Origin of the sequence: Cetobacterium sp., from assembly GCF_051653945.1 — a bacterium.
In the GTDB taxonomy this organism is placed as follows: Bacteria; Fusobacteriota; Fusobacteriia; order Fusobacteriales; family Fusobacteriaceae; genus Cetobacterium_A.
Window position 1 is genome coordinate 12,755 of record NZ_JBOFXD010000044.1, and the last position, 14,303, is coordinate 27,057.

Genomic DNA, 14,303 nt, shown 5'->3' on the forward strand with positions numbered 1-14,303 from the left:
TTCTAATTTAACCATATTTTTATTAGAAATACAATAAGTTTAATAGTTTTATTTAATTTATTCCATTATATCGTTTAATCTATAGTTAATAAGATCTATCTTGGCCCCATCCAAAAATTCATTTAATCTTTCTAAGTGAGAGAGTAAGCTCTCTTTACTTGGTCCACCTAAGGACTTTCTTTTTTCAACACAATTTTTAATAGCTATTGTTTCATATATATCCCCGTTAAAAATATATGAAAACTCTCTGTATTTATCAAGTGATAAAGTTTCTAAATTTAACCCATTATCAATACAGTAACTAACTATCTCCCCAGTTATTTTATAAGCTTCTCTAAAACTCATTCCCCTAACAGTTAAGTAGTCTGCAACATCAGTGGCATTGATAAATCCATCGTTACAAGCTAAAAGTAAAACCTCATCCTTTACCTTTAATGTCTTAACCATCCCAACAAATACTTGTAAACATCCCTTCACAGTGTCTACAGCATCAAAGAAAACCTCTTTATCCTCTTGCATATCTTTGTTGTATGCTAAAGGGATTCCCTTCATAGTTGTTAAAAGTGCCATTAAATCCCCGTAAACTCTACCAGTTTTACCTCTAACTAACTCAGCTGCATCGGGATTTTTCTTTTGTGGCATTATACTGCTTCCAGTTGAAAAAGCGTCACTTAATTCAATATATCCAAAGTCATTTGAAGTATAGATTATTATCTCTTCAGAGAACCTTGAAAGATGCATCATAACAATTGAAAGTGCAGACATAATCTCAATTAAGTAATCTCTATCACTAACTCCATCTAAAGAGTTTAAAGTAGGTCCTTTAAATCCTAAAGTGTGAGCAGTGAACTCTCTATCTATGGGATAAGTTGTACCAGCTAAAGCTGCACATCCAAGAGGCGAGTAATCAAGTAACTCAAAAGCGTTATTTAAACGTATAAAATCTCTCTTAAACATCTCAGAATAAGCAAACATATAGTGTCCAAAAGAGATTGGTTGAGCCTTTTGAAGATGAGTAAACCCAGGCATATATGTTTCTAAATGCTCACTTCCTAAGTGAGTACAAACTTCAATTAGTTCAACTAAATAGGACTGAATTTTTTTTACCTCATCCTTTGTAAAAAGCCTCATATCCACAGCTACCTGGTCGTTTCTACTACGCCCAGTGTGAAGTTTTTTTCCCACATCACCAATTCTATCAATAAGGATTTTTTCAATATTCATATGAATATCTTCGTAAGTTGTAGAGAAAGAAATCTTTCCATTTTCAATATCCTCTAGAATCCCTAAAAGAGTTTTTTCAATAAGGTCTCCATCCTCTTTTGAAATAATCTCCATTTTAGAAAGCCCTCTAACATGGGCGATACTACCCATAATATCATATCTATATAACCTTTGATCAAAGTGAATAGAGGAGTGAAAATCTAGGATTAGTTCACTTGCTGCTTCTTTAAATCTTCCTGAAAAGTACTGCATTTGTCATCTCCTTTATAGAATCTATTTTTAGTAAAGATTTTTATTCCTATTAAAATTGCAATTTGTGAAATTATTGCAAAAAGGATTAACGAACTATTTTGTGTAAATCCACCTATTAAAAATACAGATATAGCTAAAGTAGCGTTTACTACAGCATATGGAGTTTGAGTTTTTACGTGATTTATATGATCACATCCAGCTCCTGCTGATGAAAGTATAGTTGTATCTGAAATTGGCGAAACATGGTCTCCAAAAAGTCCACCTGAAAGTATAGCTCCAATTGTCACATAAAGTGGAGCGTTAAAAGTTACAGCCATAGGTATAACTAGAGGTACCATAATACTGTATGTTCCCCAAGAACTACCAGTTGAAAAGGAGATAACAGCACCAAATATAAAAGCAATAGCTGGAATAAATCCAGAGTTAATATCTAAAGTTTTTAAAAATCCAATTAAGAACTGGTCAGCTCCTAAATCTTTATTAATAACACCTAATGACCAAGCTAAAATTAGAATTATAACAATCTCGCTCATTTTTTTCATACCATTCAGATAGATAGAAAATATCTCTTTAAATGTTTTACTTTTATAAAATAACATAAGTCCCATTAAAACAAGGGCTGCATACAGATAACCACTTGTTAGAGCTGCTCTAAAAGCACTTCCTGAAACTCTAGAAGTTATAAAAGAAACACCAAGCATTGAAAATAGAGTTCCTAAAAGAACTAGTATAGGTACCCAAACAAAAGACCCTTTAGCATTTTCAACTTGATACTTAGAGTTATCGATCTCAAAGGGACTCTCATCTATTGGGTTGTTTTCAAAAGTTCTCATAGGTCCAAAGTCCAATTTAAGTAGTGTTAAAGTTGGAATAATAGTCAGTGCCAGTATTGGATAAACATTAAAAGGAATAGATTTTATGAAACTTTCATAGTCTGAAAGAGACAGGTTTAAAAGTTCAAACTCCTTTTGTAAAAGTCCTATGATAAAAACTCCCCATCCAATAAAAGGAACTAAAACAGCCACAGGAGATGATGTAGAATCCAGTATAAAAGCTAGTTTTTCCTTAGAAAGCTTCAATCTTTTAAAAAATGGACTAAAGATTGGTCCAACTATTAGTGGTGTACCAAGGTCAGAAAAAAATATCATAATCCCTGTAAAATAAGCTAAAAGTTGAGCCTTAGTTTTAGAGTTTATAGAGTTTTTAAAGCTCTCAGCAAAAGCGTAAGCTCCACCAGACATCATCATAAGCTCAATAAATCCACCAATAAAGATCATAAGTACAATAACTCCAGCGTTGTAACTATCTGTAAGTTGATTGATAAAATATTTTCCCACTAGAACCTTTGTAGTTTCTAGAGGATTGTAACCATTTAAAATGAAAATTCCACAAAATACACTGGAAAAAAGTGATAAAACTACGTTTTTAGTTTTGATAGATAAAAAAACTGCAATTAAAATTGGAATTATAGATAATACCCCATATGAAACCATTTTAAATCCTCCTAATTTAGTAAAAAAATTACTACCCCAAAAGAAAAGGCATACCAAAAATGGTATGCCCTAGAGAACTTAGTTAAAGACTAATAAGCGTATTGTTATGGCAGCGTCACAATACTTAATTCACAGGGTCATAACATCATCGCCGTCGGCCTTAGGCTCCGTATATGGAAGTGAACTAACCTCTATTTTGTTTGTTATGAGTGAGTATACAACATTTTCTTTTAAAATGTCAAACTATTTTGAAAAAATAATTTTTTTTAGGAATAAATAAAAACAGTCTTAAAAAATAGTACAAAAGTCTTTTAATTTATTAAAGTTCTTTTACAATAGACAATAGTACTAAAAAAATGTAAAAAAACTATTGTATTTTAATTTTATATGTGTTATTATTCTTGAAAATAAAAAATAATTTTCAAAAGGGACGGTGAAGAACTATGAGTAACGAAAGAGGTAATTGGGGATCAAGTGTTGGATTTGTTTTAGCGGCGGCAGGATCGGCTATAGGACTTGGAAATTTATGGAAGTTTCCTTACTTAGCAGGAAAGAATGGAGGAGGAGCATTTGTAATTGTCTATTTATCTCTAATAGTGATACTAGGTTTTTCCCTTATGTTAGGAGAGATGGCAATAGGTAGAAGAGGAAAGTCTGATGCCTTTGGTTCATATAATAATATTAAAAAAGGGTGGGGATTCATTGGAATCTTTGGAATTTTATGTTGTTTTATTATCTATTCATACTATGTTGTAATTGCTGGATGGATTGTAAAATATATCGGTATGTTTATTAGAGGTGGACTTACAGAGGACCCAGTGACAACATTTGGAAACTTTATCTCTTCTGGAACTTCACCAATTGTATATAGCTTCATTGTTGTTATTGTAACGGCATTAATCGTTTTAAAAGGTGTATCTGGTGGAATTGAAAAAGCAAGTAAAATAATGATGCCAATTCTGTTTGTATTTATGTTAATCATAGTTGCAAGATCAGTAACTCTTCCAAATGCAATGGAAGGAATTAAATATTTCCTAAAACCTGATTTCTCACAGATTACTCCTTCAGTTGTAATTGCAGCTTTAGGACAGGTTTTCTTCTCACTAAGTTTAGGTATGGGTGCTATGATAACTTATGGTAGTTACCTTCCAAAGGACACTAACCTAGTTAAAAGTGCTCTTTATATACCTGTGCTAGATACACTAATCGCTTTACTTGCAGGACTAGCTATCCTTCCAGCAGTATTCTCATTTGGACTTGAGCCAACAGCTGGACCAGGATTAATCTTTATAACTTTACCAAAAGTGTTTGCTTCAATGCCAATGGGGAATCTATTTGGAATTATCTTCTTCGTACTAGTACTATTTGCTGCACTTACATCGACTATCTCATTGTTAGAGGTTGTTGTATCATTTGTTGTGGATCAGATGAAGTTAGATAGAAAGAAAGCTACAATTTTAGTGAGTGGTTTAATTGCTGCATTTGCAATTCCAAACTCACACTCTTTTGGACCTTTAGCAGAGTTAAAAGTGTTCTTTGGATTAAACTTCTTTGATTTCTTAGGATACTTAACAGACAATATCTTGTTGCCAATGGGTGGATTACTTCTTTGTGTATTCGTTGGATTTATCTGGGATAAAGAGGATATTAAGAAAGAGATTACAAATGATGGTGAAGTGGCATTCCCATTCTTCTCAATATGGATGATAGGAGTTAAATACTTAGGAATTCAACTTTTAGCATTGATTTTACTTCAAGCAGTTGGAATTGTAGGAAGTGCTTTAAGTTTATCACTAGCAGCTATATTTATGCTTCAAATACTCTTCGATGTACTTGAAAATAGAAGAAAAGTAAAAACAGCCTAATAATTTTCCTGAAATATATATTAAAGTGAATTAGTACAAAAGCACAGATTAAACTCTGTGCTTTTTGCTTTTTGTTGACCTCCAAAAATGATATACTAAAGATAGAAAATTGTGAAGGAGGAGAGAGTGAAAAGACTACTATTTTTATTTAAAATTTTAATAACTTTAATAGTTTTGTTAAAGCCTCTCTATAGTAGGGAGATCAATCCACTAAAGACCTTTACATATGATATTGTAATTTCAAACTATGAAAATAGTCCTAAAAGAGATGTTCAAATTGTGAATGATTTAACAAAAGTTAGGGGACAGTTAGCTAACAGTGGCGAAGGATTTTTAGATGTTGAAGGAGAGGCTTTTACCTCTTGGGAGATATTTAAAAATGGTAAGAAAATTAGTACAGGAGAAAGAGATTTTTTAGATGATAAGATTGTAGAGTTGCTTCCAGAGGAGAGTATAAAATATGAGATTGTAGCTACACCAAATCCAAGACTTTTATCTCAAGAGATAAAAAATATAGTTACAATTTATGAGGATAATCAACTTTTAGAAAAAAGAACATATAAAGGGGAGGTTTTAGGTTCAAAACCTAAAGTAAAAAGAGAGGTAGATTTAAAAACTTACTCCCCTGGGGACTACATAAAGTATAGAGTAGTAGTTGAACCTGATGGTCCAGGGTATTTGAATAACTTCAGGTTAGATGAGAGTATAGATAAAATTTTAGTACCAACTTTAAATGGAAAAAAAGAGCTACTACTTTCAAATATAGAGGTTAAAAGTAATAGGGAGAATATCCAAAATGAGATGGATATCCCTTTTGGAGAGAGTTTAATCTATGAGATTAAAGGTAAAATAAACGAGAATATTTTAGGGGATATTGAGTATAAAGGTTTAGTTACTAAAAGTGAGCCGTATAAATTAGATGTAAAGTTTTTAAATACTGAGAAGTACTCTCCTGGAAAAGAGTATACATATGAGATAGAGATAAAAAATATTGGAAAAGGAAATGGTAGTGATATTCCTTTAGAGTTTTTTGTGGGTAAAAGTGAGAGTAGTTTAAAAGAGGTGATCGCTTTAGGAAAAGGCAAAAAAATTATAAAAAAATATAGTGTATATGTAGATGAATTTAGTGTTGATGATATAGAATCAAAACTATTGATTGATAGTCATACGGTCAATAATAAAATTTTATCACACAGTCCAAAACCTAAGGTAACCTACCAAGTAGAGAGCTATTTGGATAAAAGTGGAAGTAAAAAACTAAAGGGATATACATCAGAAGGTTACGTAGAGTATCTTTTTAAAGTTGAAAATGAGGGGCTTGGAATTTTAAATAACTATAGATTTAATAGTGACATAGATAGTTTAAAAACAAAATCTGTAGATGGAAGAGAGATTTTAGCTTTTTCATCTAGTGATAAAAAAATATCTCGAAATAAAGGGTTAATAGTGAATGAAACTTCTGAGGGAGAGGATGTTTTAAATATTTTACCTGGAGGATTTATAGAGTATAGAGTAAGAGGAAAAATATCTAAAGAAGCAGTGGGAGATATTGTTAAAGAAAGTGTAGTTGCAAGGATGGAAAAAAGTGATGTAACTCATAGTTTAAAAGTTTCAAAAGAGAGCTATAAAGCTGGAGAGGAGATCAGTTATACTATTACATTGAAAAATAGAGGCTATGGAACTGCATACGAACAAAAATACAGATTAAGTGTGGATGAAGCATTAGTTTCAGCTTCTGGAGTTGAAACTAAAAAAGTAACTGCTTTTAAAAATGATTCGCCAATTGAGAAGAATCCAGTTATATACCCAGGACAGGAGATAAAATATACCTTTAAAGGTATCACTAAAAATAGTATTTTTGATAGTATACATATGAAATCTATTTATGGAGAGGATATAAAAGAGAGTGAAGTCAAGTCACTACCTGGAAAGCTAGAGTTTTCAAATAGTTTAAAAAGTGTAAATGGAAAAATAGTGACTAGTGGTGTGAGGTATAAACCTGGAGATATGGTAACTTATGAGGCTACTCTAAAAAATATAGGAGAGGGATTTTTAGATAATCTCAGTGTTGAAAGTAATCTTGATGAGATAAAAGCTTTAGTAGCTGGATCAGATGTTAAAGAGAAAGTTTTAGAGGGAATAAATATAAGTGTAAAAAGTAGTGACCCAAGGACAGTTATAACATCTAAGATGGGAGATACAGGAAGTTACATAAAAAAGAGTGTGGATTTTGCTCCTAAAAGTAGTATAACTTTTGAGATATCAGGGATAGTTTCAGATAGAGCTATTGGAACTTTAAGTGGGATGAGTTTTGTTGTAAATGGAACGGAAAAAATCACTGATGAACTGGGAAGTGTTGGAGGTTCTATAAGTGGAGAAAAGACTCTTTTAGAACCTGAAAATGGTATATATAAACCAGGAGATAAACTTAAATACATGCTTACTATCAAAAATAAAGGTGATGGATATGGTCGTTCTATTCCTATAGAGGACATACTTTCTGAAGTTACAACTGAGAAAGAGGGGAAGCGTTACGGAAGAGCTTTCTCCAATTGGAAGGTAACGTATTTAGGAACTAAAGATGAATCGAGTAGATTTAAAAAACATACATATTTAAAAAATGAGATATCAGGAAGAGAGGATTTAAATACAAAGGTAGATATAGGACCTGGAGTAACTATAGAGTTTTTAGTTGAAGCTGATATTGATAGTAGTGCTATTGGAGTTATTGAAAGTAAAGCTAAAATAGCTGGTGGAACAAATGATGATCAAACAATCTATTTAAAACCACTATCTGAGTATTCAGAAGATGAGAAGGTGGAGCAGGGAGTCAGAGTTCGTTTAAGTTCTACAAAGAGTGAGATAAAGCTTGGAGAGGTTGTAGGATTTACTGTTAATGTGGAAAATTTAGATAAAGAGAGTTACGAAAATCTAAGTTTAAAAAATACAACTCCAAAAGGTTTTAGATATTTAGATGAGGAGTTTCAAAAATTTAGTTTAAAACCAGGGGAAAAATATAGTAAAACTTTCTATATGAAAGCAACTGTTGGAGCTAATATGGGAAAAAATATTTTCCAAAGTTATGTAGCTAATAGAAATAGTAAGATATCAAATATAGGAGAAACAAGTGTGGATATAAAGGGAGATTCTCTTTTAAATACAGCTACTATAATAGGTAAAGTAATAGATGAGGCAACGGATAAGGGGATACCCTATGCAGTTGTTTACACTCCAAGTGGAGTTGTGGTTCAAGCTGACGAGTTTGGTAGATTCCATCTTCCAGATCAGTGGGTGGATAAAGCTTTTGGTGAAAATTTTACAGTGAAACTTGATGAAAATAGTTTACCAAAGGGAAGTGTAATAAAAAGTGAAAACCCTCTTGTAAAAAGAATAACTCCATACTCTTTAACAAAGTTTAACTTTATAGTTCAAAAGGGAGTAGAGGAAGAGTCAGAGGAAAAAGAGCCTGAGAAAAAATATACATATATGGGAACAGGGTTAGTGGATACATATATAGGAAAAGATAGTGACAAACCAAGAGCTACATATTTTGGTAAGGGGAGTTATGGAGATTATAAGTTGACACTACATTTTGATACTAAGGATAAAAAAAATCAGACACTTTTAGAAAGAGTTACAGATGATGACTATGTTTATTATCCAACGTACGGAGATGACTCTAAAATTAGAAAAGAGGTAAATACCAATGGAAAACTTTATCTAAAGTTAGAGCATAAAAAATCATATCTAATGTGGGGGAACTATGAAACTGGTTTTGTAGGAACAAAGTTTATGGATTATAACAAAGAGTTGTATGGATTTAAAGGCGAGTATAAAGAGGATGATATAAATGTAAAAGTCTTTATGAGTACTCCAAATACTATGTATGGTCATGATGAGTTTTTAGGAACTGGTGGAAGTTTATACTTTCTAAAAAATGGCGAAGTACTAAAAGGTAGCCAAAAAGTTTGGATAAAAATTGTGGATGCAGATACCTATGTTGTGGAAAAAGTAATCTACTTACAAGAGGGAAGAGATTATGAGATAGACCCTTTTATAGGAAGAGTTATACTTACAACACCTTTAAATGGTGGAAGTTCTACAGATTACTACGCATATTTAGTGGTTGATTACAGTTATCTTCCTAAAGATGGAGAGGTTGTAGATTCATCTAATTACGGTGTAAAAACTGTAAAAGATATAAATGAAAATCTAAGTGTGGGAGTAACTGCTGTCCATGAAAGTCGTGGGAAAACAGACTACGATTTAAAGGGTGTAGAGGTTAAGTTAAAAGATGAAAAGGGAAACTATATAAAGGGGGAGTTTAGCAGTAGCTCTGGAGTTTCAAATGTAAGTAACTATCTCTCTTTTGATGGAGGATTAACTTTCCAAGAGGTAGCTAGAGATGATAGTAAAATATCTGGAAATGCCTATAGAATTACAGGAGCTTTAAAACTTTTAGAAGAGGCTGAATTGAAAGCTTGGTACGAAAGAAAAGAGCGTGGATACTCTTTTGCTTCAGATTTAGACGATAGATTTTTAGAAACTTTTGGAAGTGAATTAAAATATAGTCACTCTGAAAATCTAAAAAGCTATTTAAAATTTCAATATGTAGATCAGATGAAGTGGGGAGAGAAAAGAGAAACAGGAACAGTAACTAGTGCTAAGTTGGAGTATATTTTAAATGAAAGTACAAAATTATATAGTGAGATAAAAGCTGGACTTAGTAACGCATTGTCTTTAGGAGCTGAAAAAAGAATAAACGATAGATTAAAAGTTAATGGTAGAACCTCTTTTGGAGATTCAGGAAACTATTTTGAGCTTGGAGGAGATTATCAACTTTTCGATAACTACAATATCTATTCGGGATATAGTTCAGATGGAGAGATATCTAGAGATAGATACACTGTTGGTCAAAGAGCTAGAGTTGGAGAGAGAACTAGTATCTACCAAGAGAATCAGTTTGTAAAAGAGAGAGGTAAAAATGCCACTCTTCAAGGGTATGGTATAGATTACGATTTGAGAAGAGGAGTAACTTTAGGTGGATCGATTCAACATGGTGAGTTAATTTTACCAAATGATGAGAGAAGTCGTAGAAGAGGAGGGTCGCTATATTTAAGAGCTGAATTAGAGAGTTTAACTTTAAGAAACAGAGTTGAATATAGAGAGGACAAAGGTTCAGAAGATATAGAGCAGTATTTAACAACGAACTCTTTTACGTATAGATATAACAAAGAGTATACTTTTGCAGGGAAAGTCAATTACTCATTTACAGATGATAGTTTTAAAACTAGTTATTTAGAGAGCAGTATGGGGCTTGCTTATAGACCTATAGACAATGATAGGTTAAACTATCTATCGAGATACACAGTGATACTGGATAAGGATAGCAAAACGAATAAGGATTTTAGTGCTCATATAGGGGAGTTTGAAACAATCTACTCCTTTACAAGGGCTCTTGATATATCTATGAAAAATGGGTATAGACGTGAGAAAAATAACTATTTAAATGATCTCTATATGTTAGGATTTAAGGCTAATTACAGTGTAATTAATAGTTGGGAAGTTTTTGGACAGTATCAGTGGTTAGTAGACCGTGCTAATGAGGATGTTTTAAGTGGAGCTATCTTTGGAGTTTATAAAAATATAGATAGAAACATGAAGCTAGGAGGGGGATATAACTTCTCTGGATTCAAGGACTCTTTGGGAGAACAGGACTATAAAACTACGGGATGGTTTTTAAATATAATGGGGACTATGTAAAAGTCTGGAGTAAAATTCACGGAATATCGTTAATATTTGAAAAGTTAACGAAAAACTGATAAAATGTATATGAGGTGATTTTTATGAATTTTAAAGATTATTTAAAAGAAAAAGGAATTTCTTTGTTGAAACTATCCAAAGATACAGGGATTCCGTACTCTACTTTAGTTAGTGGAGTTGAAAAGCCAGAGAGTATGAGAGTTGAAAATCTATATAAAATATCACAGTATTTAGATAAAACTTTAGATGAAATTTTTAAGGTTTTAAATGAGCATGAGGAAAAAACTTTAGCGGCGATACTGAAAGAGCAAAAAAATATGAAACTAAAGGGAAATATATATCATTATACTCAAATAAAATTTGCATATAATACCAATAGAATTGAGGGAAGTAAGCTAAGTGAAGATGAAACAAGATTTATTTTTGAGACAAATACCCTTATTTCAAAAGATGAAATACAGAATGTGGATGATATTGTAGAGACAGCGAACCACTTTTATCTTTTTGATTATATGCTTGATAAAGTAGATGCTATTTTAAGTCAAGATTTAATAAAAGAGTATCATAAAATACTGAAAAGTGGAACTGAGGACTCTAGAAAAGGTTGGTTTAAAGTAGGAGAGTATAAATCTTTACCAAATGAAGTTGGTGGAAAGGAAACCACGAAACCAAAAGATGTTGAAAAAGAGATAAAAAAACTTTTGTTATGGTATAGCTCTTTAGAAAGTGTAACATTTAGAGAGATAGTGGAGTTTCACTATAGATTTGAGAAAATTCACCCTTTTCAAGATGGAAATGGAAGAGTTGGAAGAGCTTTAATGTTTAAAGAGTGCTTAAAGAATAATATTGTTCCATTTATTATAGAGGATAGTTTTAAAGCTTTTTACTATAGAGGGCTTTCAAACTATGAAGAGGAAAAGGGATTTCTAGAAGAAACTTGTTTAGCTATGCAAGATAATTATAAAGAGGTTATAAAAAAATTTTTAAATTAAAAAAGAGGGTAACTGGACGTGTTACTCCTCTTTTTGGTTTACTAATAATTTCTATTAATTAAATCATACGCCTTTTCCGTACAAAAATCAAGTTATCTAGGATTTCTTTTTAATAAATAGCCATTGAGAAACAGTAATTGTGATACAATAAAAAGGGTTTAAACGGGTTTTAAGGGAAAAAAATTAAGGGAGAAACAATGAAAAGAACAACGGGATTATTATTTTTACTGCCACAACTGGTTTTAGCACAGGAGTATTGGAATGGAATTCCATATCCTATGAATCGTTGGGGTGTGTCGGTTATGGGAGTAGATCAAAAAGAGAAAGGAGATTTAAAAAGTGCTAGTGTAAATGGTATTGAAATAGATAAAAAGATACCAAATGCCAATGTAGACTTTTTAAATCCTCACAATATGGAAGTTGAAGCTAAAGTTCAGCTAGTAAAAGTGGATTATTTTATACTTCCGTTTTTAAATATATATGGAATAGCAGGTAAGTTAGAAGCTGAAGCTAAATTTGACCTAGGTAGAGGAAGTTTTAATTTTGATACTACAGGAAATCAACTTCATGACATGATACTGGGAGGAGTTGCAGATAAAATATCTGGAGTTATGCCTGAAAATCTTCATATAAAACAGAAGTCGGAGGGAAAACTTTTTGGTGGAGGAGCTTTAATAGCTGGAGAGTATAAAAGAGTTTTTAGTTCATTACAATATACCTATACTAAAATAGAGATGGATGGAGATGTTGCAGCAAAAAGTGCTGAGGTAGCAGCAGGAAGATTTGGATATGTTGTGTATAGAGATAGCAATTACTCAATAACACCATATTTAGGAGCATCATATCAAAAAACAGATAGTGAGATTTCAGGAGTTATTCCAACTACAACCTTAAACTATAAGTTTCAAATGGATTTAGAGGAACTAACACCATCAGCAGGAGTTTTTACAGTTATAAAAAATAATTTCACAGTTTTATTAGAATATTCATTTGGAGATAGAAAAACTTTAGCTATAGATTTAGGATATAGATTTTAATAGAAGGAAAATTTAACAACAAGCCCTAGTGTGGACTACCAAAGGATGGTGGGAAAATGCTAGGGCTTTTAAAAAAAGTAGCCTTCTAAATTTAGAAGGCTACCACTTTGTCTCTACCAGATTTCTTAGCAATATATAGTTTTTTATCAGCTTCAGAAATAGCTGAATAAAACGATGTTTTATCTTCAATATCAGTATAGAAAACACCAAATGAAGCAGTGATTTTATGATCATCAATAACATTTAGTCTTCTGATTAGCACCTGAAGAGAGTTTATTTTATTTAAGAGTTTCTCTTTATCAATATCTCTAAAGACAATTAAAAACTCCTCTCCACCCCATCTAAAAGCATAGGATTTACTTTGAACAATCAGTTTTATACAGTTACTGACCTCTCTGAGAACTTGGTCCCCTTTATCATGCCCATAGGTATCGTTAATACTTTTAAAGTAATCAATATCAAGTAGAACAACTCCACAATTTTTTATAGGAAACTTCATCTCCTCCTGCAAAAAATATCTATTGTAAAGAGCAGTTAGAGGATCTCTCAAAAGAAGTTCACTTTTAACTTTGTTTATTATCTTTAAAGAGTGTAGCTCTTTTTTCAACTTTTCTTTTTTCTGCATATAAAAGATTATAAAGAGAATAAGGCTAATTAAAAAAATCTCTTTTACTTTAATTAGTTGGAGCAGAGTTTCCTTTTCAACTAAGATTTTATAGTTAGTTTTCTCCAATGGAAAGACATAGTAATCTGTAGGATTCTTTATCACTGTAGGTTGAGCTATATCTGTTGTGTAGACAACTCTATGATTTGAATCAATTATAAGGACATTTAGATTTAAATTTCTTTTCATACGATTAGCATTTTTAGAAAAAAAGTCTCCATTAAAATCAAAATACCAAAGAGCTTTAAGTTTCTGATAGTTGTTAAAATATTCATACTCTGGAAATATTATAGCAATCATAGTTTCCCTATAAGTGTCATCAACATAGACGTTATAAAGAGCGAATTCGGTATTATTTCTAGAGATACTTCTCTTATCTTGGAAAACATCTAAACTTAAAGATTTATTCTGTAAAACTTTAACCCAAGTTTTTGTAAACTCATCTGTGTAAATTATATTTCTGTCACTAGTAAAAGAACGAATATTATTATAAGTGATATATAAAAGAGAGTTATTAAACTGGGAGTTTAAACTCTCCTTAGATTCCTTTAGGTTATAGAAACTAAACTGATAAGGGTATGAGGGTATATTTTTAAAATATACCCCACTCCCATTTATATCAAAGTAAGCTATGTTGCCATCAACTTTGTAATTAGAAAAAGGAAGGATTGTTCTAGTAGTTTCTAAAAAATCAATCTCATTTTTCAGTGTCTGTATATCTTTATTAAAATGTATATTAAAAGTTTCAACTGATGAGTTTATGCTATTAAATAGATTATTTTTATTTACGAAGGTTGAGACAAAAAATAAAGCAATTAATAAAATATAGATTAATCTAAAAATCATCGTGTCTTTACCTCCTCAGCAAACTTTTCTTTTGTAATAGGTCTACTAAAATAGTACCCCTGAGCATAATCAACTTTTAAAAACTCTAAAAACTCCATCTGTTCTTTTGTTTCAACCCCCTCAGATACAATTTTAAAGTTTAAATCCTTTATTAGAGAGGTTAAATT

General features: G+C 31.6%; 8 protein-coding genes and 1 pseudogene. 5 read left to right on the top strand and 4 right to left on the bottom strand.

Annotated elements, in window-relative coordinates; all coding sequences use genetic code 11:
- Positions 1-57: 57 nt before the first annotated feature.
- A complete protein-coding gene (argH, locus tag ACRC8M_RS04425) occupies positions 58-1,476 on the bottom strand; it encodes an argininosuccinate lyase (protein ID WP_438528039.1) in 1,419 nt (472 codons plus the stop codon).
- Positions 1,431-2,969 carry a Na+/H+ antiporter NhaC family protein gene (locus ACRC8M_RS04430; RefSeq protein WP_438528040.1) on the bottom strand — a complete coding sequence of 513 codons (1,539 nt, stop codon included), beginning with the start codon at positions 2,967-2,969 and terminating at the stop codon, positions 1,431-1,433. Before ACRC8M_RS04430 ends, argH begins: the two co-directional genes overlap by 46 nt.
- 443 nt (positions 2,970-3,412) lie before the next feature.
- Here ACRC8M_RS04430 and ACRC8M_RS04435 point away from each other — a divergent pair, with 443 nt between their 5' ends.
- The 5 genes and pseudogenes from ACRC8M_RS04435 (at position 3,413) to ACRC8M_RS04455 (ending at position 12,626) form a co-directional block, all read left to right on the top strand.
- Positions 3,413-4,834, top strand: a complete 1,422-nt coding sequence (locus ACRC8M_RS04435) for a sodium-dependent transporter (protein WP_438528041.1) — start codon at positions 3,413-3,415, stop codon at positions 4,832-4,834.
- Between the two features lie 126 nt (positions 4,835-4,960).
- Positions 4,961-10,597, top strand: coding sequence for a hypothetical protein (locus ACRC8M_RS04440; protein WP_438528042.1), 5,637 nt, complete (start codon positions 4,961-4,963; stop codon positions 10,595-10,597).
- Positions 10,598-10,680: 83 nt separating this feature from the next.
- Positions 10,681-10,845 (top strand): annotated as a pseudogene (locus ACRC8M_RS04445) (helix-turn-helix domain-containing protein); the annotation flags it as partial.
- Positions 10,846-10,914: 69 nt separating this feature from the next.
- Complete coding sequence (locus ACRC8M_RS04450; RefSeq protein WP_438528045.1) at positions 10,915-11,589, top strand: Fic family protein; 675 nt, start codon at positions 10,915-10,917, stop codon at positions 11,587-11,589.
- A 197-nt stretch (positions 11,590-11,786) separates the two neighbouring features.
- A complete protein-coding gene (locus ACRC8M_RS04455) occupies positions 11,787-12,626 on the top strand; it encodes a hypothetical protein (RefSeq protein WP_438528043.1) in 840 nt (279 codons plus the stop codon).
- 91 nt (positions 12,627-12,717) lie between these two features.
- On the opposite strand, the gene ACRC8M_RS04460 is transcribed toward ACRC8M_RS04455, so the two are convergent.
- Both ACRC8M_RS04460 and ACRC8M_RS04465 read right to left on the bottom strand, forming a co-directional pair.
- Positions 12,718-14,136 (bottom strand): GGDEF domain-containing protein, encoded by a 1,419-nt coding sequence (locus tag ACRC8M_RS04460; RefSeq protein WP_438528044.1) that lies wholly within the window; start codon positions 14,134-14,136, stop codon positions 12,718-12,720.
- A complete protein-coding gene (locus tag ACRC8M_RS04465) occupies positions 14,133-14,288 on the bottom strand; it encodes an EAL domain-containing protein (RefSeq protein WP_438528046.1) in 156 nt (51 codons plus the stop codon). Before ACRC8M_RS04465 ends, ACRC8M_RS04460 begins: the two co-directional genes overlap by 4 nt.
- Positions 14,289-14,303: the final 15 nt, after the last annotated feature.

Excerpts from the sequence above, each read along its gene's own strand:
- argH (WP_438528039.1), bottom strand. The coding sequence starts at position 1,476 with ATGCAGTACTTTTCAGGAAGATTTAAAGAAGCAGCAAGTGAACTAATC.
- ACRC8M_RS04430 (WP_438528040.1), bottom strand. The coding sequence starts at position 2,969 with ATGGTTTCATATGGGGTATTATCTATAATTCCAATTTTAATTGCAGTT.
- ACRC8M_RS04435 (WP_438528041.1), top strand. The coding sequence starts at position 3,413 with ATGAGTAACGAAAGAGGTAATTGGGGATCAAGTGTTGGATTTGTTTTA.
- ACRC8M_RS04450 (WP_438528045.1), top strand. The coding sequence starts at position 10,915 with ATGAAACTAAAGGGAAATATATATCATTATACTCAAATAAAATTTGCA.
- ACRC8M_RS04455 (WP_438528043.1), top strand. The coding sequence starts at position 11,787 with ATGAAAAGAACAACGGGATTATTATTTTTACTGCCACAACTGGTTTTA.
- ACRC8M_RS04460 (WP_438528044.1), bottom strand. The coding sequence starts at position 14,136 with ATGATTTTTAGATTAATCTATATTTTATTAATTGCTTTATTTTTTGTC.